Origin of the sequence: Bacillus australimaris, assembly GCF_001307105.1 — a bacterium.
Lineage (GTDB): Bacteria > Bacillota > Bacilli > Bacillales > Bacillaceae > Bacillus > Bacillus australimaris.
The window spans coordinates 1-21,545 of the sequence record NZ_LGYN01000005.1 but is presented as its reverse complement, the minus strand read 5'-3'; the positions used below and the strand labels follow the sequence as shown (position 1 = coordinate 21,545).

Here is a 21,545-nt window from a genome sequence, read left to right as displayed (position 1 = left end):
CTTTTTTTATTGTACATGAAAATTCGTACCATCTGTTGTTGCTTTTACAATTCCTGCCCGAATCACAAAATCACCGAAATGCTCATGTTCTTCACGTTCTTTAGCATAACGAGGGAGAAGAGAACCAAGCTCGTTTAAAATATCTTCTTCACCTACATTTTCTCGGTACAGTTTACTTAATCTGCTGCCATCAAAAGCAGCGCCAAGATACATGTTGTATTTGCCAGGCGATTTCCCGATAAAGCCAATTTCACCTAGCGCATGACGGGCACATCCATTTGGACATCCAGTCATGCGAATCGTGATTTCTTTATCACTTAAGCCGTTTTCTTCGACAATGTCTTCAATTTTGTCAATCAAGCGCGGGAGGTACCGTTCTGCTTCTGCCATCGCTAAGCCGCATGTTGGAAGAGAAACACAGGCCATTGAACTGCGGCGCAGTGCAGAGTGCTGCTGGCCAGCTGATAAACCGAACTCCTGAATGAGCTGCTCGATTTGTTTCTTTTTATGAGATGTGACATTTCCAATCATTAAATTTTGATTTGCTGTTAAACGGAAGTCACCTGTATGAATCTTTGCGATTTCACGAATACCTGTCATCAGCGGGTAGTCATCGTAATCCGTGATGCGGCCGCCTTCTACAAACATCGTAAAATGCCATCTGCCATTGATGCCTTTTACCCAGCCATAGCGGTCACCGTTATGATCAAAATGATAATCTTTTGCGTCTAAAAGGGTAAACCCTAGGCGGCGTTCAAGCTCTTCTTTTACGTTTTCAAGACCGAGGCGGTCCACTGTATATTTAAAGCGGGCATTTTTACGCACAGAGCGGTTACCGTAGTCACGCTGAATAGTAATCACTTGTTTGGCAATGTCAACGACTTGATCAGGTGTACAAAAGCCGATTACTTTTGCAAGCTGAGGGTATGTGGCTGTATCGCCATGTGTCATGCCCATTCCGCCGCCAATCGCGACATTAAAGCCGACTAATTGATCATTTTCGATGATTGCTATGAAGCCTAAATCCTGCGAAAAGACATCAATATCGTTAGCAGGAGGGACCGCCACACCAATTTTGAATTTTCTTGGCAAATAAAGTGGACCATACATTGGCTCAACTTCCGTATCAGGCGTTGCCGCTACCTTTTCCTCATCAAGCCAAATTTCATGATACGCTCTCGTTTGCGGAAGCAGGTCATCACTTAATTTTTTGGCAAGCTCGTATACATCATGGTGCACTTCTGATTGGTATGGGTTTGACGTACACATCACATTCCGGTTCACGTCGCCGCAAGCAGCGATCGTATCAAGCATAGTGGAATGAATATCTTGAATGGTCTTTTTCATGTTCCATTTTAAAATACCGTGAAGCTGAAAGGTTTCGCGCGTTGTCAGCTTTAACGTTCCATTTCCGTATTTGTGAGCAAGCTCATCCATCACTAGCCACTGCTTGGATGTGGCGATTCCGCCAGGGAGGCGGACACGCAGCATAAATTGATAAGCAGGCTCAAGCTTTTGTTTTTGCCGTTCATTTCTAAGATCACGATCATCCTGTAAATAGCTGCCGTGATGCTTCATCAAGCGGTTGTCATCATCAGGAATTCCCGCTGAAATCGGATCAAGCATCACTTCTTTTAACGTTCCTCGTAAATAATCACTTTTTTCTTTGATTTCCTCTACGTCGCTCGGAGGTCCATCCGGCGCTGTTAATGCTGTCTTCACCATGTAAGTAAAAGCTCCTTTCTTTCAAGCATCAAATCAATATACGTCACGCTGATAGCGTTTTTGCTGCTGTAAATTGGCTAAATAGCTTTCTGCTTTCTCCTTGCTCATCGCACCTTCTTCTTGGATGATTGATAGAAGGGTAGCATGAACATCATGCGCCATATGTTTTTCATCTCCGCAAACATATACATAGGCACCTTGCTCCAGCCATTCGAATAGTTCTTTACTTTGTTTCTTCATTTGGTGCTGGACATATACCTTTTTCTCTGAATCTCTTGAAAAAGCCACGTCCATTTTCGTTAAGACACCATCTTTTAACCACTTTTGCCACTCGGTTTGATATAAGAAATCTGTTACAAAGTGCTGATCACCGAAGAACAGCCATGACTTTCCATTTGCACCGATTTCCTCACGTTCCTGCATAAACGAACGGAAAGGGGCGATACCTGTACCTGGTCCCACCATAATGATCGGGGCATCAGAGTTTTCAGGAAGCTTAAAGTTTTGATTGTGCTGGATATAAACCGGCAGCGTATCGCCTGGCTCTAAGCGTTCCGCACATAAGATCGAGCAGACACCTTGACGTTCTCTTCCGTGTGCATCATATCTCACAGCACCAATTGTCAAATGCACTTCTTCTTCATTTGCTTTAAGGCTGCTTGCAATCGAATAAAGACGTGCAGGAATTTTTCTTAAAATCGCAGTGAAATCTGCTGCTGTTCCTTCAAAAGGACCGAAATCGCGAGCAGCATCTACTAAATCTCTTCCCGCTATATACGCTTTTAATTTTTCTTCATTTCCTTCTTCTAAAAGGGCATGCAACTCTTCGCTTTTTGTAAAGGATGCAATCTTTTGAAGAAGAGGTTTTGTTAATACAGTAATCTCAAAATGCGAGGTGAGTGCTTCTTTTAAAGGAAGCGTGTCGCCGTTTTTATGAACGGTTACGGCTTCCTCTGCATTCCATCCGCATGTTGTGAGCAGTTCATCAACAAGCGCAGGATCATTTGTCGGATAAATACCAAGGCTGTCTCCCGGCTCATAAACAAGTCCTGATCCTTCAAGAGAAAGCTCTAAGTGGCGGGTTTCTTTGTTAGAACCGCGGCCATTTAAATTAATGTTTTCAAGCACTTCAGCATAAAAAGGATTTGTTCTTGAATATTCAGATGCAGTTGCTTGATTGACTGCTCCCGCTGATTCCTGCGGGTTTGCTGGAGCTGTACCTTCACTAAGTGAAGATGCTACCCCTTGAAGCCATTCAGAAAACGGTTCATCATAATCAAGGTCACAGTCCACTCGATCGAAAAGACGCGTTCCGCCAAGCTCTTTTAAGCGCTCATCAAATTCTTTACCTGTTTGACAGAAGAATTCGTAGGAGCTATCGCCAAGTGAAAGAACAGAAAAGTTTAAATGATCAAGCTTTGGCGCTCGTCTGCCGTGAACATATTCATGGAAAGAAAGGGCATTATCAGGAGGATCTCCTTCGCCATGTGTGCTGACAATGATCAGTAAATTGTCTATTTTTTTCAGACTATTTGGTTTAAACTCTGACATAGAAGAAAGCGTCACTTGAAAGCCTTTCTCTTCAAGATGCTGCGCTGTCTTTTTTGCTAACCCTTCAGAATTACCTGTTTGCGAGCCATAAAGCACTGTCACATCTTTACTGACAGGCTGCGCTGGTGCTGCAGCAGAAGGAGAAGCAGTTTGGGCAGTATTTTCTGATCCGGTTAAAGCTGCCTGTGCTGATAAATAACCGGTAAGCCAAATTTTTTGTTGATCTGTTAAAGTCGGAAGCAGCTGATTAAGCAGGTCTGCCTGCTGCTGACTAAACGGACTGTTCAATACATGAAGTTGCAACAATATCCACCTCACAAGGAATATAAACATAGATTAATTCGATAGGAATTATATATATAGGTTCAATTTGAACTTTACCGAAAGTTTGCCATTAAGTAAAATATATAATATTGATTGTCATGATTAAGATTTCTAATACCTTTGCAAGGTGAAGAAGGAACTTGAAGGAGGCTCAGTTTATAACAGAAAGGTTACGATCAAAGCTGTCGGATTAAGCCTACTCTAAAAAGAGAAAGAGACACTAGTTATACAAGATAGAGAACCAAACAGGCATTTTACTAGATCTGTGTTAAAACTTTTTGTTTTAAGATGTTGATCTAAAACAAGAATGTATTTCTCTTATTTACAGTGAAAAACTAATTATAAAGGGCCGATATAACTATATAGAACATTATAAAGGAGTTTTATATGAATAATTTTGATTACCTAAACAGTCGTTTAGAAAAATACGAACATTTAACTTTGAAAAAAATAAACGGATCTAGATATAGATTACAAGATGAATGTGTTAATAAGTCGTTATCGTTTAACCTTAAGGGAATAGAAGTTGAATCAAATTATATGAATATGAAAAAACTTCATTTAAAATTCGAAAATTCGAATGATTATAAGTATTTTGATGGACATGGATTTTGCATTGAAGATTATGCGGAATTTGGGATAACCGGATTTTTTGATGAAGAGTTTAATTACACATCATTTGAAACAGACGTATGCTATTCATTTGGAAAATATAAATTTATAGTTAGTGATCCAAGTAACCTGTTTCAATTTCTTACTTGGTTTGAAGATGAAACAAAATTTGATTATAAAACAATTAAATTATTTGGCACGAGTCAAGATACAGCATTAAAGGATTTAGAAAAAGCGGTCTTTTATATAGGTTCTAAGTTTTTGGAAGATGATGAAGCTTATAAAGAATTCCTATATCCCAGAATTGTTGATTTGCGCGAGGTCGGAGTAACTGCTGTGCCTTTTAACTATACCGAAATCAATTTGAATATTAATTGGGATTCCCCAATAGCAAATAACTTATCACTATTCAATTATGGTGAATCTACGGATCATTATAATTTTTTCGCTTATTATAGGTTTATAGAGACCTTTTTTGATACTGGTAATGAAGAAGATGAGCTAATAGCTTTAGTTGAATCAATAGATAATGATGAATTACTGATTTTTGCTAAGGATCATAATTTAATTGAGGCAAATGGAACTGCAAAAACATTAGCGAAAACCTTATATAAGGTGAGAAATAATTACGTACATCATAAGCTTAGAAAAGAAAGAATTGTTGATCCATATTTTAATGTTCCAGTTGCAATATTATCTAAGTGGAAAGTTATTTCGAGAGAGATTACAATTCAATTATTCAATAAGAACTGCTTATAACTATTCTAAGAAGAAGCACGATAAATGTTTGTCTCCAAAATACAAGTAGCAGTGAAAACAAGTTTACGGAGTAAGGTTCAGGAAGGGTCAGTATGATGTTATAATATGTCATTGTAATTTAACGAAGTTATAAAAGCTGAAATTAATGTTGCATATAGTTGCGGATAAACCAACTGAGCCACGAGGAGATAAGCACAGATCGGAACTAACTGTTGAAGAGCGATATAAAAAACTTATCCTATTTTAGTATGAATCATGCAATTTTCCCCATAGTTTCTGGAGCGTGTTTGATTCAGACCTTGCAAATTCGTTTTGTGTTTCTTTGCTCGCAGTTCTAACTATAATGCTGACTTATTTATTGCTTAATTGTTTCCGTCTTTATCAAATTTTTTATACCCCCCCAATTAAAAAATACCTTGTTATACTGTAATGTTTTTTTCACACTATCCTAAAAACAATGAGTATTTTTTAAAATTTACAGTATTTCATGTCACTTATATTCCTGAATTGTTTATTAATTTTAAAACACATACTTGAAGAAGAGTTGTACATAATAAATTTTGAAAAAGCATTTTCCTTTTTCATTATAAAAAGCTTGGGGGTTTTAATATGTCATTTGAAGGCTTTGAGGATTTTAATCAAAAACTAGTAGAGATGCAACAACAAAAAGCAATGGAGCGATACAGTGAAAGGAAGAGTGAAAGAGAAAGGATTGCCAATGAGCTAAAACATCAACTTCCCGTAGAGGTGGATACTCAAGAGCGTGTCACAAAACGAAAAAATTTGATAGATCGACGAAACGGTCTTGCGCTAGAGAATATATTGGGAGAAGATGATTTATTACCTATCTCATATCTTGAAGCTGGTTTAAAAGCTGCTAAATCTGTTTGTAGAATAGAGGTTCGAGATAAGATTGGGAGGATACGTGGTCATGGAACAGGTTTTCTCGTATCCCCATCATTATTGTTAACAAACAATCATGTATTAAGAGATGAAGAAGATGCAATATTTAGCGTTGCTCAATTTAATTATGAGCTTGATTTGAATAATTTGGACAAACAAATCAAAAGCTTTCGTTTTACACCCAAACGTTTTTTTATCACGAATCAAAGTCTTGATTTTACTTTGGTAGCAGTAGAAGAAGTATCAAGTGACAATACATCATTAAGCGACTTTTATTATTTACCTTTACTCCCTAGTACCGGGAAGGTGTTGCTTGGTGAGTATGTGTCTATTATACAACATCCGTCTGGGGCACCAAAAGCGGTAACAGTGAGAGAAAATCAAGTGAAAGATATTTTTGATAGCTATATCCATTATTCCACAGATACAAAACGAGGAAGTTCTGGATCGCCTGTTTTTAACGACCAATGGATTGTTGTTGGTCTACATCATGCAGCTGTAAAAGATCCTAAAAATGAATCTAAAGCGTTAATAAATGAGGGGATAAGAATAAGCAGTATTATGAAATATTTAGAGGATCAGCGGCCAAATTTAGAGAGGGTTCAATATGAATTATTGAATATGCTTTATGCTAAGACTCCAGAGGCGATTGACAAAAATGAAAAAATAGAGATTGAGCAATTAGGACTTGAGTGGTACGAAGGTTTAAAAGGTTATGACCCAAAATTTTTAGGGGAAAATTATGAAGTACCCCATCCGAAATTAAATTCTGATATAAAAGACGATATTACTCTTCTTAAAAATGGGGGGACTATTCTTGATTATACCCATTTTTCAATTGTTATGAGTAAATCACGTCGTTTAGCCTATTATACTGCAGTTAATATAGATGGAGGAAAATTAGAAGATGTCAAAAGAGAGAAAAAGTGGTACTATGATCCGCGAATTGATATTGAATATCAATGTGGTAATGAACTTTATGTTGATAATGAATTAGACAAAGGGCATTTAGTTCGACGTCGTGATCCAGTGTGGGGAGTAAACGCAGAAAAAGCAAATAAAGATACTTTTCATTATACTAATTGTTCACCTCAATATTCAACTTTTAATCAGGGGATATGGAATGATCTTGAGGACTATATACTAGATAATGCCAAAAAATATAATTTTAAAGCAAGCGTTTTCACTGGTCCGGTTTTTCGAAAAGATGATAAACTTTATAGGGGAATTCGCATACCATCTGAATTCTGGAAAATAGCAGTAATGATTAAAGAAGATGGCCGAATTTCTGCGACAGCTTATTTGCAGAGTCAAAAAACACTTATTGATAATTTAGAATTTGCTTATGGTGAATATAAAACTTACCAAGTCACAATAGCTTATATTGAATCAATTACTGGATTGAATTTTAATGATTTAAGAGAACATGAACCTAAGAATTTAGAATTAATACAAGGATATGTTGTTGAAAAGGTAAAGGATATTAAGTTTTAGGTTTTGGGAAGCGGCCCCAGTTAGGGGTCTTTTCTCTTAGTTAAATTTATGTAAAATGGAATTGGGATTTCATCTATGGTTTAGATTGAACTATTAGTATATAAGATAATAATAATGTATTATATTGGGAAAAAGTACCTTTGTCTCTTGTCTGAGTACGATGAATTGTATCGTGGAGAGTTTTAATATAAAAATGTATAAAGTATCCTACAGAAATGCAGGACGTATATATGACGTTTTTGTTCTAAGAATTCAAAGCAGAAGAATTGAAAAGAGACATATTATAGTTGACGTAATTGAAGCTATATAAATAAACTTTTTTCAAATTGTCATCTTAAATGTTTCTCATTTTATTACATTCTCCAAAAGGCAATATAAAAAATACACACAATCATCAGAATAAAACAACAACATCTTTTTCAAAAAAAGGCATCCTGCTAAGAAAAGAGGAGACGAATTTACTTCTTATAAACAATAAAAAGCCTCTAAAAAGCGATGATTCATTGAATACACAACTTCTTATTGATAAGTATAAAGACGATCTCATCATAATCGACTTAACGAAAGTAGATTCTAAAAAGCTGTCACACGGTCAAACGATTGAGATTTGGTTTGATGAGTTACAAGAATCGTTTCCTCCTAAAGCAATGGTCGAAAAATATCACATCATTATGGATAAGTAGGGAGCAGATTCTTTCTATCATGAAAAAGGAGAAAAACCCTAAGGTTTTTCTCCTAAAATTACGCCGTTGGAAGTCCCATCACAGCTTTCACTTCTAAATATTCCTCGATTCCGAAGTCTCCCCATTCTCTTCCAATACCAGATTGCTTAAAGCCGCCAAACGGGGCAAAGTAATCTGTTTCGGCATTGTTAATGGTAATTTGTCCAGCACGAATATGTTCAGCTACATATTTTAATGTTTTTTCATCTTTTCCAACCACATACCCAGCAAGGCCATACACTGTATCATTGGCAATCTCAAGGGCATGATCCAGGTCTTGATATGTGATCACACTCATGACGGGTCCGAATATTTCCTCTTGCGCAATGGTCATATCATTTTTTACATTTGTGAAAATAGTATGCTTGGCAAAATATCCTTTGTCTATCCCGTCCGGCTTCCCAGTTCCCCCAGCAAGCAGGTTAGCACCTTCTTCCATTCCTTTTTCAATATAAGATTGCACGGTATCCCATTGCTTTTTGGATACAAGCGGTCCAGTAGCATGATCTTCTCTCGGGTCACCCACTGTAAACTTCGGCAGGGCATTCAGCAGCGCTTTTTCAAACGCGTCTTTCATTGATTCTGGAATCAGCACGCGTGTGGCTGCGGAACACACTTGACCTGTATTCATCGCAATATGATGAACGGCGGTTTCGGCTGCCTCATCCACATCTGCATCATCTAAGACGATAAGAGGGGATTTCCCGCCAAGCTCAAGTGCCACTTTCTTAATATTGTCTGCAGCATTTTCCATTATTTTAGAGCCAACGGCACCAGATCCAGTGAATGAAACAAAGTCAATATCAGGATGTGAGCTAATCCCGTCACCAATGACGTCACCAGTTCCGTTTACTAGGTTGAAAACGCCTTTCGGTACGCCTGCTTCATCAATGATGTCTGCAAGAATCATTGCGGCAAAAGGTGTAATTTCCGCAGGCTTTAAAACAACTGGTGAGCCTGCTGCAATGGCACCTGCGATTTTAAGGGATGTTTGATTTGTTGGGAAATTCCAAGGGGTAATCAGTCCGCTGACGCCAATCGCTTCTTTTATAATGGTATGTCCGCCGCGGTCCTCAGTAAATGTATACGATTTAAGTGCCTCCGCTGCTTTAGAAAAATGTTCATATCCCATTTGATAATGAACCTCTTCTGATACTTTCAGAGGTGCACCGAGCTCTTGTGTCATGATTTCTATTAGTTCATCCTTCCGCTTCTCGTAGCCGCGCACAATATTTTCTAGCATTTTTACTCGTTCATTTCGAGATGTTTTTGAGAAAGAAGGGAAGGCGGAACGAGCTGCTTTCACTGCCTTATCTAAATCTTCTTTTGTTCCTAAACTAATTGTGCCAATGACTTCCTCTGTTGCGGGATTGATGACTTCCGTCGTTTCGTTTCCTGTTGATGCGATCCACTCTCCGTTAATAAAATGCTTCTCTTGATTTCTCATTCTGACATATCTCCTTTTTATATGTGATTCAGTTCTATATTCTGTTTTCAGCTGATATAAAACTGTACCCACTGTGAAAAATCTAAAACGATGAAACTGCAAAAGAAAAAGTTTCTGATATAATACGCAAAGTGGGACATATGTCCTTTTCAACATCAGGCCATCTATCATTTAATGGAACTAGACAGAAAAAAGAAGGAGCATTTGAACGAATGAAAGGTGTTATTTTCGCTTTATTAGGAGGCGCTTGTATTACGCTTCAAGGCGTAGCCAACGCAAGAATCAGCCAGGATATCGGGACATGGCAGGCGGCAACCATCACGCAGCTGACCGGTTTTATCATCTCACTTATTATTTTACTGATCGTACGGGACGGACACTTTCGAGAATATCGAAAGGTGGAGCCGCTTTATTTAATTGGAGGCGCATTTGCAGCCATTATTATTTTCAATGAAGTCACTGCGATTCAAATGATCGGTGTCACACTGACCATTGCTGCTTTGCTCATTGCACAGCTTGCTTTTACCTTTGCAATCGATGCAATAGGATGGTTTGGTGTACAGAAGAAGAAAATGAAATGGCCGCATTATGCAGGAATTTTATTGATGATCGCAGGCGTGATTATTTTAAAGCTATAAAGGAGGGCGTCAGATGGAAGAGCTTCATGATGAATCCCTATTTTCGTCTTATCTCAAGACACATCAATTAGAAAACGTCTTTCATCAAAAACTCATATCATACGTGAGCTTATGGCGCTATGAGCAAGGTGAACTGATTTGTTCCAAAGGTGATAAGAGGGAGTACCTGCACTTGTTAGTAAAAGGGAAATTAAAGATTTTCACCACCACAAAAGAAGGAAAAACCTTTATTCTTTGCTTTAAGCATCCTCTTGAAGCGATTGGAGATATTGAATACGTTCAGCAGACAGATATGGTCAATACAGTAGAGGCTGTCACAGAAGTACATATGCTTAGAATTTCTCATCAAGCGCTCATGCGTCATGCGAAGGATGATCCACGTGTGTTAACCTTTCTGCTAAAAGGCATCACAAACAAATTTTATACAAAATCAAACGATTTGAGCTTCCACCTTTTATATCCTGTAGAGGTAAGGCTCGCAAGCTACTTATTGTCTGTTTTAACAGGTGATAACAGGGCAAACGCACTTCGTCTTACTGATGCAGCAAGCTTAATTGGAACAAGCTATCGTCATATTAACCGAGTCATTCAGCAATTCTGTGAAAAAGGGCTGATAGAGAGGCGAAGAGGAGAGATTACGATTCTTGACCGGGAAGGACTCTTAGAGATAGCGGAACGCAACATTTATGAATAGAAGAAATGAAGGGATGTAGACATGATCATAGGGATAGGATTAGCCATCACGGCTGGCGCACTCGTCAGCCTTCAAACCATTTTTAACAGTAAGGTCAGTGAGCATACAGGCTCTTGGTCCACAACAACACTTGTCCTTGGAATGGGCTTTATCGCTTCACTTTTGATGGGTCTTTTACTTGAAGGAACTGGCATGTTTCAATTAAGACACATGGAAGCGTGGTACTGGATCAGCGGAGCCATTGGGGTAGGGGTTGTCATCTGCCTCGTACAGGGCATTAAACGGCTTGGGCCGACTTATGGAATTTCGATTGTCCTGATCTCACAGCTAGGATGCGCGCTTTTGTTTGATTCGCTTGGCTGGCTTGGGTTAGAGAAAGTCGAATTTTCTATTACAAAACTATTAGGTGTCATTGTCATTGTTGCAGGGATCTTAGTGTTTAAACTGACCAAATTTGAGCAAACAGACGAAGCTCAATCACAAGAGAAAGGGCTAAAATGATCTTTATTTTAGCCCTTTCTCTTCTTTTTTTCAGCGTGATAGAAAACCTTTGCAGTCTAGAAAGGACGAGTACTGGAGCGGAGCGAATGTGAGATTCGTGAGCACCGGCACGCAGAACTGACACCGAATGCGAGGGTTTGTCTACACGCTGAGGGCTGCCACAATAGTGGCTGCCCTTTTTTAAATTAATCGCCGCCAGAAAACTGTTAGCGCGGATAAACCGCTTAAAAGAAGCCTTTTCATCAAAGGCTTTTTTTTCTGCCCATAGTCGCCCGCTTTATAGGCTTCTTTGTCCTTTGCGACGAGAATACTATATGCGATTTTTCGCTCTATTGCCTGAGTAAGTGATAACGCAAACGGGGCACTATCAATAACCAAAATCGACTCTGTGTTTAAAAAACTAGATCTCGCATCTAAATTATATGTCCCAATGATACTTAAATAATCATCAATCACCATGGATTTCGCGTGAATGGAATAGGGACCTTCATATTCGTACAAATGAACTCCTGTTTTCATCAGTTCTTTTTTCGTGCTTAAATATCCTGCAAAAGCTAACGGATTTGGCGTCGCAGTAAGAGAATTCGTGACAACTGTCGTTTGAATCTCGCTGGCTAAAGGAGTAAGACCGTCTTTCATTGGACGTGTCGGGATGACATAAGGCGTTTGAATGAGCACAGAGCGCTTTGCCCGGTGGGCCAAATCATTTAGCTTTTTCAGCACAAGAGGACGCTTATTGAATCGCTCCACAGGATTTGTGAAAAATGCAATCTGTTTTACTGAGGTGGCATCTGCTGACCAATCAAAGGAGGACATTACAAAAGGCTCTTTCGTACGCACTGCCTCTTGATACGACCTAAGCAGACGCTTTCTTAGTTTTAATCCTTTTTTTGCTTTTTTCTTGGAGAACACATCTTTTGTTCTTTTTGTAAAGTCATGATTCCATAAATAAACAAAATATTGCTCCATTTCATCTAATACTTTTCCTTTTTTACCGTTATAGATCAGCACATCACGGTCAAATGCAAAGTCTTTCGGCGGCTGATCTGCAAAGTATTTATCCCCGATATTTCTTCCGCCCATCACAGCCACTTTGCCATCTGCCAGCAGCAGCTTATCATGGAGACGGTTATGCCACGTCCATGGCTTAAACAAACGAAAGGGCTCATAAAAACGAATGGCCATGTTCGGATGATTGGCCACGGCATAGCGCAAATGCTTCAGCGGTCCGCGCAGACTGTGGCAGATGCCGTCTAACAACAGCTGAACTTTTACCCCTCGATCTGCTGCTTCAATTAAAGCACCTAGTACCCATTCGGCTGTTTTTCCCTTTTGAATGGAATAATAGCTAAGGCGAATCATCCTCTTTGCTTCACGAATCATTTGAATTCTGACCTGACCCGACTCAAATCCATCGTCAAGCAGCATCACTTGATTTGTGCCCTGATCGTCTCCTGAAATCGAAGAGGCTTTATAAATACAATGTTCTTTGCATGTTTTTTGTATCGGTAAATAAAACAAAACAAATGCGGTCAAAAAGACATAAATGACATAGAGAAGGATGAGAAAAAACAAAAGATGAAGCATACGTATCAGCTCCTTTCACAGAGAAACGACTTTCCCTTAGTTTATGTCAAAAATAAAATTTCACTCATATTGGATTTTCAACAAAATACATGACAAAAGAATCATCTTGTTTTTATTGGGCATTTAATTATAGTATGAAATGAGTAAGGGGGAATCGAATTGAATGAATCATTATTTAACATCCCAAGTGATGTGTATCAAACGTTAAGTGAAACAGAACGCTATTTACTCAATTACATTCACCAGCATTTAGAGGATATCTCCACCTTATCCATTGTCACTTTAAGCGAAAGAGCCAATGTGTCGACAGCCACAATTGTCAGACTGATGAAAAAAATCGGCTACAACGGCTATACATCCTTTAAATATCGATTGAAACAAGAAAAGAAAATGACAGATGCAAGCGACCAGCTCAAAAATATTGATGAAGACATCAAACTAGCCATTCGGAAAAATGAAGAAGAGGTTTTAAAGACGATTCAACTGCAAAGTATTGGGCAAATTGAAGATGCTGTTCAAAAAATACATAATGCAGATAAAATTTATATTTTCGGCAGGGGCTTTTCAGAGATGATCGCCAAAGAGATGACGATCAAATTACAGCTCATCGGAAAAACCTGTGAAGTACATGATGATCCGAATATCATTCGGCTAAAATCGCGAGACATTGATAAAAACGAACTGGCCATCTTTGTTTCATTAAATGGGGAAACAGCTGAGCTCGTTGAAGCGTGTCAAAATCTCAGCATGAAGCAAGTGACAACCATTACCGTTACGACAAGAATAGATTCTACATTAAGTAAAATATCAGATATGACACTAGTCGGATATAAAGGTGAACAATCTTTCTTCCCAGATTATGAAGTCAGATCCCGCCTGTCTCTTCATGTCATTGCCCGCATTTTACTCGATGCCTATGTGATCCGAATGAAATAACCGATAAGAAAAGCCTTCGAGACTTTGATCTGGAAGGCTTTTTCTCATGAAAACCTTTACACAATCTGAAAACATTTTCACCGAATCGTATGAGATACTTTCTTTAGAGAAAAGAAAGAAGGTGAAACCAATTGATTTATACCTGCACCTTAAATCCTGCGATTGACCTATATATTGCATTAAAAGAAATGCGGGCAAATGCAGTCAACCGCACGGAAGATGAAGATTATCAGCCGAATGGAAAAGGCGTCAATGTGTCGATTATGCTAAAGAAATATGGCTTCACCAGCACTGCATTAGGATTTATCGCTGGGTTTTCAGGCTCTTATATTGAACAATCCTTAAAGGATCTCTCCATTCAGACCGATTTTATCTCAGTTGAAGGGATTACACGCATCAATGTTTTTATCAATACGACAGAAGAATACAAGCTCGTGAATCAAGGCCCTGCGATTGAAGCAAAAGCGCTTGACGCCTTTCGTGAGAAAATTGCGGATATCCCGCAAGGAGGCATCCTCATCATGTCAGGCAGTCTGCCAAAGGGTGTTCCAGCCAGTATTTTTTCAGAAGTAGCGGCTATTTGTCATCAACAGAGGGTCAAGTTCATTTTAGACACAAGCTCTGCAGCAGTTCTTGATACACTTCCATACAAGCCGTATTTATTAAAACCGAATGAAGAAGAAATCGCTGCTTTTTTCGGGAAGACACATCCTTTGTCAGAAAAAGAACTCATTCAATCAGGAGAAAAGCTCATTGATATGGGGGCAGAGCAAGTACTGATTTCCCGCGGCGGAGAAGGGGCATTATTCATCACGAAGGACGCCGTGTTAAAAGGAAACGCACCAATAGGCACTGTGGTAAACACCGCTTGTTCTGGAGATGCGATGCTCGCAGCTTTTCTTAGTAAACATCTTGAAGGACATTCACCTGAAGAATGCTTACGCTACGGCATTGCAACGGGCGCATCTACTGCGTTTTCGAAAGGCTTAAGTGATTTACATGACATTGATTCATTGATAGAGCAAATACACATTCAGAAGATATAAGGGGGAATAACACATGAGCCGTAAAAAAATTGTCGCTGCAACTGGCTGTCCAACAGGCATTGCACATACATTTATGGCAGCTGAAGCCTTAAAAATTGCTGCTGAGCAATTAGGGGTCGACATCAAAGTGGAAACGCATGGTCAAGTAGGAATTGAAAACGCTTTAACTGATCAAGACATTCTGGAAGCAGATGGGGTCATTGTAGCAGCTGACAAAGATGTGCACACTGACCGTTTTCACGGCAAACCACTTATTGAAGTGCCTGTAGCAAAAGGCATTCGCACACCAGCCGAGCTGATCCAGGGCATTATCAATGGAGATGCACCTGTACATCAAGTGAAAGGCCGCTCTTCTGTAACGGAGAAAGCAGCTGCGCCTACATCCTCTCAACAAAAATCAGCAAATAAATGGATACACACCATTTATAAGCACTTAATGAACGGTGTATCACACATGCTGCCATTTGTCGTTGGAGGCGGGGTTTTAATTGCCATTTCTTTCTTATTCGGTATCTATTCTGCTGATCCACAGCACGAAACGTATCATCCGTTTGCTGCCTATTTGAAAAACATTGGCGGGCTTGGCTTTAGCTTAATGGTGCCTATTTTAGCAGCATTTATCGCTGATTCGATCGCAAGACGCCCAGGGATGGTCGTCGGATTTATAGGGGGGCTCCTTGCAAACGATGGAGGTGCTGGTTTCTTAGGCGGAATTATCGCAGGTTTTGCAGCAGGATATATCATTTTATTGCTTCAATTCTTGCTTCAAAAATTGCCAGCTTCACTTGATGGATTAAAATCGATCTTCATCTATCCTGTTATCGGTATTTTCTTAATTGGGGCTGTCATGACTCCTCTATTAGTTCCAATCACAGGACTAAATAATTCATTAATGGATTTTCTCTCATCCGTTCAATCCACAAATCCGCTGCTCTTAGGCTTAATTGTTGGAGCAATGTGTGGATTTGATATGGGTGGCCCATTTAACAAAGCAGCCTATGTCACAGGAACAGCTTTGCTTGCACAAGGCGACCTATACTTCATGGCAGGTGTGTCTGCAGCATGTATTACACCACCGCTTATCATTGCGATTGCAACAACGATTTTCCGAAAACATTTCACACCACAAGAAAGAAATGCTGGAATGATCAACTATATTCTCGGGGCGACACATATTACAGAAGGGGCCATTCCATTTGCAGCAAAAAACCCTGTCGTTGTTCTGCCAATTATCATGTTTGGCTCAGCCATCTCTGCTATTTTGACATATCTGTTTGGCGTACAGGTTCCAGCTCCGCACGGTGGATTCCTTGTTCTTCCAGTCGTCACAGGTGCATTTCAGTGGGTGCTTTCTATACTCATTGGATCACTTGTAGGTGCGATTCTATACGGACTTTACCGTAAAAAAATAGACAAACCCGCAGTTTAATAGGGAGGAAGAGAAATGATGGAACATATCTATATGAATCTTCATGAAACGGCTTCTTCACAGGCTGGCGTTTTCGCAGCCATTGCTGACATTGCCTACAAAGCAGGTATTTGTACATCACCAGAGGATGTCAAAAAAGGATTAGCAGAAAGAGAAGCACTTAGTACAACAGGATTTCAAGATGGATTTGCCATTCCGCATACACAAACAGAAGCCATCACAAAACCAGCACTCGTGATTGTCCGCACGGAAACAGGAATTGAATGGGACGCTTTTGATGGGAAGCCTTGCTTTTTCTTCTTATCGTTACTGATCCCCAAAAATGAAGCAGGGACCACTCATTTAAAGGCTCTTTCTGCTCTTTCTCGAGGCTTAATGGATGAGGCGAAACGACAAAAGCTGCTGGAAACAAGAACAAATGAAGACATGCTTACTGTATTAAATACAGATATTTTAACGAGAGAGGATGTTTGATCATGCCTTTACTTTCAACAACACCAATGCTTGAGGCTGCGAAAAAAGAAAAATACGGAATTGTTGCATTCAATGTACACTCCTTTGACAGTATTTATTGGGTGCTCGAAACTGCTGCAGAATTAAAGTCACCTGTGATTTTGCAAACAACGGTTGGAACGGTTCAATCTCTTGGAGCAAAAGCGATTGCAGATACAGTGAAGGCGGCTGCTGATCAATATCAAATCCCAATCGGTCTTCACCTAGATCATTGCACAGACTTTGATGTGATCCTCACCTGTATTCGGGCCGGATATACATCCGTCATGATCGATGCATCGATGCATTCATATGAAGAAAATGTACGCCGCACAAAAGAAGTTGTGGAGCTTGCATTAAAAGTAGGTGTGAATGTCGAAGCAGAGTTAGGTAAGGTAGGCGGCGTAGAAGATGATATCGTTGTTGATGAAAAGGATGCGGAAAAAGCTGTTCCATCAGAGTGCCGTCAATTTGTAGAAGAAACGGGAGTGCCCACTTTAGCACCTGCGATTGGTACTGCGCACGGCATTTATAAAGGGGTGCCTGATATCGACTTTGCCCGCATTGAACAAATTGCAGCGCTGGTCGATGTACCACTTGTCCTGCATGGTGGTTCCGCTGTACCTGATGAGGATGTGAAGCGTTGCGTTGCACTAGGGATGGCAAAGGTCAATGTGTCCACTGAACTGAAAAATGCATACTCAGAGGCGATACGTGATCATTTCTCAAACGAACCTGAAAGCTTAGACCCGCGTATGTATTTACAAAAGGCAAAACAAGCAGCTAAAGACATGGTCACATCGAAAATACGGATCGTAGGCAGTGAAGGCAAAGCCCATCCGTTATATCAATAAGAAAAAAAGCAGAGCCACAACCGCTCTGCTTTTTTACATTATTCGTTTTCTTTCATTTCATTTGATGTACGGACTCGTGCATTTCCCATAAATACAACCGTAATCGCCGCAAGAGCAATAGGGAATAAAGCAAGCAAAAATACGTACGTAATACTTTGTGACATCGCATCAATGACTTTATTTAAAATATCAGGCGGAATTTGTGAGCGGGCACCTTCTTGAAAAATGGCCTGTGGATCGCCTAATTGAGAAGAGGCTCCTTTCATTCCGCTAAAGGCATCTGCTAAACGATTTGTCAGCACATTGGTTTGAATCGTCCCGAAAATCGTGACACCAAGCGTCATCCCAAGTGATCTCATAAATGAATTGGTCGAGTTTGCACTGCCTCGGTAGCGCGGCTCAAGATCATTCATTGAAGCTGACGGCAGAAGGGAGAAGCTGAAGCCGACGCCAAAGCCTGATATCATCATAAAGAGTGTGAGCCACAATCTTACTGTATCTGGTGACATATTAGAAAGCAGCAGCATCCCAGCGAAAAATGAAATGACAGAGATGGTCATGAGACGTCTAAATGGTACTTTTGTCTGCATTGTTCCGCCGATCATACTGCCAATGACTGATCCTATCATCATCGGTGTTAAAATGAATCCCGCACTTGTCGCAGATTCACCGTACACCGCTTGTACGAAAATAGGAATAAAGACAGCAAGAATAATAAATGTTCCGCCATATAAAAACGCCAAAATTTGAGATGTCGCAAATAAACGATTTTTAAACATCCAAAATGAAATAATCGGTTCCTCAGCCTTACGTTCAACAATAAAGAAAATCGTACCGAACACAAGAAACACAGCAAACAGCGTGAGAATTTGCACCGAATCCCAAGCATAAGATTTACCGCCAAGCTCAAGTGCGAACATTAAGCTGACAACCGCAACGACAAGCGTAATGGCACCTGACCAGTCGATTTTCTGCTTACGATGTTCAAGCGACTCCTGATAGTATCTGGCGATCAAGAAAACACTAACAACACCGATTGGCACGTTAATATAGAAAACCCAATGCCAGCCGATCGAATCTGTGATAATAGCACCTAACAAAGGTCCTAATACACTCGATAAACCAAAGACTGCACCAAACATACCGGACATTTTTCCGCGCTTTTCAGGCGGGAAGATATCAAAGATAATCGTGAACGCGATCGGAAGAAGGGCACCGCCTCCAAGCCCTTGAATGGCTCGGTAAATAATGAGCTGATCCATCGTTTGTGCGATACCGCACAGCGCAGATCCAATTAAAAAGAAAATAAGTCCAAACAGAAAAAAACGCTTTCGACCATACATATCAGAAAGCTTCCCGTAAATCGGCATTCCGGCCATCACTGCCACCATATAAGAAGCCGTCACCCAAGCAAATTTATCAAAACTGCCCAAATCTGCTACGATGCTTCCCATCGCTGTTGCAACAATGGTATTGTCCATCGCTGCCATAAAAATTCCTAACAGCAAACCGATGACAACAAAGCGAGTGGATGCCTTGCCTTTATCCACATGATTCATTTCATTTACCTCCTGCTTACGTTCTCTCCTTATTTTTGCTATGATCAACTTAACCATAAAGTAAGAGAACATTTATCTTGATGATCAAGATAAATTGATTTTAAAGGGAGGAGAACAAGTTGTCAATAAAGAACGAGGCTGAAGACAGAGCAGCCCAGATCATACATACAATGAGGCGCCTCGCCACACGAACCGTTTTATTCCACCAAGCAGCCGCTCAATCGCTCGGTCTTTTTCCAACAGATCTCAAATCAGCCGATTTATTAAACGAACTCGGCCCCCTCACGGCAGGGGAATTAAGTGAAAAAACAGGCCTTAGCTCAGGTGCAGTTACAGCTCTCATTGACCGGCTTGAAAAAGCGGGCTACGCCAAAAGAGAAAAAGACCCAAAAGACAAACGAAGAGTCATCATTGTTCCATTAACGGCAGGGAAATCACAGGTGAAAGAACTCTTCCAACCCTTATCAGCATCAACCAAACAGCTCACAAACGAATACAAACGAGAAGAATTAGATTTAATCATCCAATTCATTTCAGAAGCAGCTGAAATAATGGAACAAGAGCTGCAATTGCTTAAGTCTAAATCGTAAGAAAGCACACTGATACGTTAAATAGACTAAACTAATAAGAGGATACTATGTACAATATATGAGCAGATATCAGCGGGAGGCGTAGTGAGGTCTTTAGACCGAGCGTTAATATCTTTTAGGATAGATGTGTTATGAGAGTGCAAGAAGTTCTCATTGAGAATAACAACATAGGATGCTTATCCTAATAAGGGGAGGTATAACAGAAAGTGGAGATTTTAAAGTTTAAGGAAAACTGATACAAAAGAGATTATTTCATTGTTTTATGAAACAGTTCATTCCGTAAATTCAAAAGATTATTCCCAAGTACAATTGGATGCTTGGGCACCAAGAGATGAAAAAGAATATAAAATTAATTCTTGGAAGGAATCATTGGGTCAAAATATAACATTTGTTGCTAAAGTGAATGATAAAGTTGTTGGTTTTAGCGATTTAACGCATACCGGGTACTTAGATAAACTATTCGTTCATAAAGATTATCAAGGACAAGGTATAGCCACAGCTTTAGTTGATATGCTCGAATCTGAGGCAAAGAAACTAAATCTTTTAGAAATTGATACCGAAGCAAGTATTACAGCTAAGCCATTTTTTGAACATCTAGGTTACAAAATTGTTTGTTCACAAACTGTGGAAAAAAAAGGGGTTAAGTTGGCTAATTTTAAAATGCTAAAAAAAATAAAATAATAATTTTCTTGTTATGCTACCAGGTGCGTTAGTTTAAGAAGAAAGGGTATAACATATTAGTCATATAAAATATGTTATACCCTTTCATTTATTTAACTTTTTTCAATTTAGGTCTTGATAATTTTTAGGTGGAATATGTTGATTTTAAAATAACAAGAAGCTTTGGTGGCGCTTTCCGTTGCACGACTCAGCCATTACTGCGTAAATAATTACATCCTGAAAAGAACTTCTTTTTTATGTGGATCATCGTATAATAGACAAGAAAAACGAACCGAATATTTTTCCAGAAAGAAGAACCTGCGGACCCTGATCATTGAGCACTTTAAATGCCTTGATTGGTGTCCGTTCTTGTTTAAAAAGAAACGCATCTTTCTCTGATCAAATAGAAGCTGTTTTTGTATCTTTATTCCTATTTAACGACAAACTTTGTATTGGTAAAATTGACCTTGTCAATGAATAGGAAGGAGTGAATTCTGCTGGGGAAGATACTTGATGCAAAAGCACTAACAAGTGCCATTGATACAAGGGCAAAACACTATCAGGAACTCCGCGAACAAATGGTAGATTTAAAAAAGGCATTACAAAGTGTTGCCAATCTCGGTGATGACTTCACTGGGAAAGGTGCCGATAACATTAAAAGCTTTTATAAAGAGCTCGCCGGAAATGTAGACATGTTTATCAACTTCATTGATAAGCAAAAAGCCTTTCATGAAGGTGTTTCTGGGACACTTGATGATACAACCTTTGGCGGCGATACCTTTGTAGAAGAACACTTTTTAGACAACGCAGTACATATGGGCATCAAGAATGCCAAAAGCATTGTAAAGGATCAAAAAAAGGCACTCAAAACGATTTTTCAAGACATTGATGATCTCATTTCTCTAGAAGTATTTGATAGTCAAACCTTTGATGAAAAAATAGAAGATGCGGAAGATGAACGAAAAAAGACGGTCAAAGAACTGAGAGAGCTTGATCAAAATTTAAAAGATGAATATGCTTTG

At 39.5% G+C, this 21,545-nt stretch carries 18 protein-coding genes and 1 pseudogene; 14 read left to right on the top strand and 5 right to left on the bottom strand.

Features of this window, described 5'->3' with window-relative positions:
- Positions 1 to 6 precede the first annotated feature (6 nt).
- Together cysI and AKG37_RS05625 are read right to left on the bottom strand one after the other, a co-directional pair.
- The gene (cysI, locus tag AKG37_RS05630) at positions 7 to 1,725 is read right to left on the bottom strand and encodes an assimilatory sulfite reductase (NADPH) hemoprotein subunit (RefSeq protein ID WP_060697916.1); all 1,719 of its coding nucleotides are present in this window, start codon (positions 1,723 to 1,725) and stop codon (positions 7 to 9) included.
- A 33-nt stretch (positions 1,726 to 1,758) separates the two neighbouring features.
- Positions 1,759 to 3,579, bottom strand: a complete 1,821-nt coding sequence (locus AKG37_RS05625) for an assimilatory sulfite reductase (NADPH) flavoprotein subunit (protein ID WP_060697915.1) — start codon at positions 3,577 to 3,579, stop codon at positions 1,759 to 1,761.
- A gap of 408 nt (positions 3,580 to 3,987) precedes the next feature.
- Between AKG37_RS05625 and AKG37_RS05620 the strand changes: the two genes are divergently transcribed.
- The 3 genes from AKG37_RS05620 (at position 3,988) to AKG37_RS05610 (ending at position 8,051) form a co-directional block, all read left to right on the top strand.
- Complete coding sequence (locus tag AKG37_RS05620) at positions 3,988 to 4,971, top strand: hypothetical protein (protein ID WP_060697914.1); 984 nt, start codon at positions 3,988 to 3,990, stop codon at positions 4,969 to 4,971.
- A gap of 609 nt (positions 4,972 to 5,580) precedes the next feature.
- Entirely contained in the window at positions 5,581 to 7,368 is a 1,788-nt protein-coding gene (locus tag AKG37_RS05615; RefSeq protein WP_060697913.1) for a DNA/RNA non-specific endonuclease, read from the top strand.
- 338 nt (positions 7,369 to 7,706) lie between these two features.
- On the top strand, positions 7,707 to 8,051 hold the full coding sequence (locus tag AKG37_RS05610; protein ID WP_060697912.1) for a DUF3221 domain-containing protein: 345 nt from the start codon (positions 7,707 to 7,709) through the stop codon (positions 8,049 to 8,051).
- A 58-nt stretch (positions 8,052 to 8,109) separates the two neighbouring features.
- Here AKG37_RS05610 and AKG37_RS05605 read toward each other — a convergent pair whose 3' ends face one another.
- Entirely contained in the window at positions 8,110 to 9,537 is a 1,428-nt protein-coding gene (locus tag AKG37_RS05605; protein ID WP_060697911.1) for an aldehyde dehydrogenase family protein, read from the bottom strand.
- 212 nt (positions 9,538 to 9,749) lie between these two features.
- Between AKG37_RS05605 and AKG37_RS05600 the strand changes: the two genes are divergently transcribed.
- Genes AKG37_RS05600 through AKG37_RS05590 form a run of 3 tightly spaced genes read left to right on the top strand, consistent with a single transcriptional unit; the run spans position 9,750 to position 11,370 of the window.
- A complete protein-coding gene (locus AKG37_RS05600; RefSeq protein WP_060697943.1) occupies positions 9,750 to 10,175 on the top strand; it encodes a DMT family transporter in 426 nt (141 codons plus the stop codon).
- Positions 10,176 to 10,188: 13 nt separating this feature from the next.
- Positions 10,189 to 10,869 carry a Crp/Fnr family transcriptional regulator gene (locus tag AKG37_RS05595; RefSeq protein ID WP_060697910.1) on the top strand — a complete coding sequence of 227 codons (681 nt, stop codon included), beginning with the start codon at positions 10,189 to 10,191 and terminating at the stop codon, positions 10,867 to 10,869.
- 21 nt (positions 10,870 to 10,890) lie between these two features.
- Positions 10,891 to 11,370 carry a DMT family transporter gene (locus tag AKG37_RS05590; RefSeq protein WP_060697909.1) on the top strand — a complete coding sequence of 160 codons (480 nt, stop codon included), beginning with the start codon at positions 10,891 to 10,893 and terminating at the stop codon, positions 11,368 to 11,370.
- A gap of 180 nt (positions 11,371 to 11,550) precedes the next feature.
- On the opposite strand, the gene AKG37_RS05585 is transcribed toward AKG37_RS05590, so the two are convergent.
- On the bottom strand, positions 11,551 to 12,957 hold the full coding sequence (locus tag AKG37_RS05585) for a phospholipase D-like domain-containing protein (RefSeq protein ID WP_060697908.1): 1,407 nt from the start codon (positions 12,955 to 12,957) through the stop codon (positions 11,551 to 11,553).
- A gap of 159 nt (positions 12,958 to 13,116) precedes the next feature.
- On the opposite strand from AKG37_RS05585, the gene AKG37_RS05580 reads away from it, so the two are divergent.
- From AKG37_RS05580 to AKG37_RS05560, 5 genes are all read left to right on the top strand, one after another.
- Complete coding sequence (locus tag AKG37_RS05580) at positions 13,117 to 13,893, top strand: MurR/RpiR family transcriptional regulator (protein WP_060697907.1); 777 nt, start codon at positions 13,117 to 13,119, stop codon at positions 13,891 to 13,893.
- Between the two features lie 131 nt (positions 13,894 to 14,024).
- On the top strand, positions 14,025 to 14,939 hold the full coding sequence (pfkB, locus tag AKG37_RS05575; protein WP_060697906.1) for a 1-phosphofructokinase: 915 nt from the start codon (positions 14,025 to 14,027) through the stop codon (positions 14,937 to 14,939).
- Between the two features lie 13 nt (positions 14,940 to 14,952).
- Positions 14,953 to 16,368: a PTS fructose transporter subunit IIC gene (locus AKG37_RS05570; RefSeq protein WP_060697905.1), complete on the top strand. Its 1,416-nt coding sequence runs from the start codon at positions 14,953 to 14,955 to the stop codon at positions 16,366 to 16,368.
- Positions 16,369 to 16,383: 15 nt separating this feature from the next.
- Positions 16,384 to 16,842 (top strand): PTS sugar transporter subunit IIA, encoded by a 459-nt coding sequence (locus AKG37_RS05565; RefSeq protein ID WP_060697904.1) that lies wholly within the window; start codon positions 16,384 to 16,386, stop codon positions 16,840 to 16,842.
- 2 nt (positions 16,843 to 16,844) lie between these two features.
- Positions 16,845 to 17,714 carry a class II fructose-bisphosphate aldolase gene (locus AKG37_RS05560; RefSeq protein ID WP_060697903.1) on the top strand — a complete coding sequence of 290 codons (870 nt, stop codon included), beginning with the start codon at positions 16,845 to 16,847 and terminating at the stop codon, positions 17,712 to 17,714.
- A 38-nt stretch (positions 17,715 to 17,752) separates the two neighbouring features.
- On the opposite strand, the gene AKG37_RS05555 is transcribed toward AKG37_RS05560, so the two are convergent.
- A complete protein-coding gene (locus AKG37_RS05555) occupies positions 17,753 to 19,273 on the bottom strand; it encodes an MDR family MFS transporter (protein WP_060697902.1) in 1,521 nt (506 codons plus the stop codon).
- A gap of 170 nt (positions 19,274 to 19,443) precedes the next feature.
- Here AKG37_RS05555 and AKG37_RS05550 point away from each other — a divergent pair, with 170 nt between their 5' ends.
- From AKG37_RS05550 to AKG37_RS05540, 3 genes and pseudogenes are all read left to right on the top strand, one after another.
- Positions 19,444 to 19,863 (top strand): MarR family winged helix-turn-helix transcriptional regulator, encoded by a 420-nt coding sequence (locus AKG37_RS05550; RefSeq protein ID WP_060697942.1) that lies wholly within the window; start codon positions 19,444 to 19,446, stop codon positions 19,861 to 19,863.
- A 206-nt stretch (positions 19,864 to 20,069) separates the two neighbouring features.
- A pseudogene (locus AKG37_RS05545) lies at positions 20,070 to 20,544 on the top strand (GNAT family N-acetyltransferase).
- A 473-nt stretch (positions 20,545 to 21,017) separates the two neighbouring features.
- Positions 21,018 to 21,545: T7SS effector LXG polymorphic toxin (locus AKG37_RS05540; protein WP_193391696.1), on the top strand; the 528-nt coding region annotated here is incomplete at its 3' end.

Bases quoted from the DNA above. Each gene is read 5' to 3' on its own strand.
- AKG37_RS05550 (WP_060697942.1), top strand. From the start codon at position 19,444: ATGAGGCGCCTCGCCACACGAACCGTTTTATTCCACCAAGCAGCCGCT.
- AKG37_RS05620 (WP_060697914.1), top strand. From the start codon at position 3,988: ATGAATAATTTTGATTACCTAAACAGTCGTTTAGAAAAATACGAACAT.
- AKG37_RS05610 (WP_060697912.1), top strand. From the start codon at position 7,707: ATGTTTCTCATTTTATTACATTCTCCAAAAGGCAATATAAAAAATACA.
- AKG37_RS05590 (WP_060697909.1), top strand. From the start codon at position 10,891: ATGATCATAGGGATAGGATTAGCCATCACGGCTGGCGCACTCGTCAGC.
- AKG37_RS05560 (WP_060697903.1), top strand. From the start codon at position 16,845: ATGCCTTTACTTTCAACAACACCAATGCTTGAGGCTGCGAAAAAAGAA.
- AKG37_RS05600 (WP_060697943.1), top strand. From the start codon at position 9,750: ATGAAAGGTGTTATTTTCGCTTTATTAGGAGGCGCTTGTATTACGCTT.
- cysI (WP_060697916.1), bottom strand. From the start codon at position 1,725: ATGGTGAAGACAGCATTAACAGCGCCGGATGGACCTCCGAGCGACGTA.
- AKG37_RS05565 (WP_060697904.1), top strand. From the start codon at position 16,384: ATGATGGAACATATCTATATGAATCTTCATGAAACGGCTTCTTCACAG.
- AKG37_RS05615 (WP_060697913.1), top strand. From the start codon at position 5,581: ATGTCATTTGAAGGCTTTGAGGATTTTAATCAAAAACTAGTAGAGATG.
- AKG37_RS05585 (WP_060697908.1), bottom strand. From the start codon at position 12,957: ATGCTTCATCTTTTGTTTTTTCTCATCCTTCTCTATGTCATTTATGTC.
- AKG37_RS05595 (WP_060697910.1), top strand. From the start codon at position 10,189: ATGGAAGAGCTTCATGATGAATCCCTATTTTCGTCTTATCTCAAGACA.
- AKG37_RS05605 (WP_060697911.1), bottom strand. From the start codon at position 9,537: ATGAGAAATCAAGAGAAGCATTTTATTAACGGAGAGTGGATCGCATCA.
- AKG37_RS05555 (WP_060697902.1), bottom strand. From the start codon at position 19,273: ATGAATCATGTGGATAAAGGCAAGGCATCCACTCGCTTTGTTGTCATC.
- AKG37_RS05570 (WP_060697905.1), top strand. From the start codon at position 14,953: ATGAGCCGTAAAAAAATTGTCGCTGCAACTGGCTGTCCAACAGGCATT.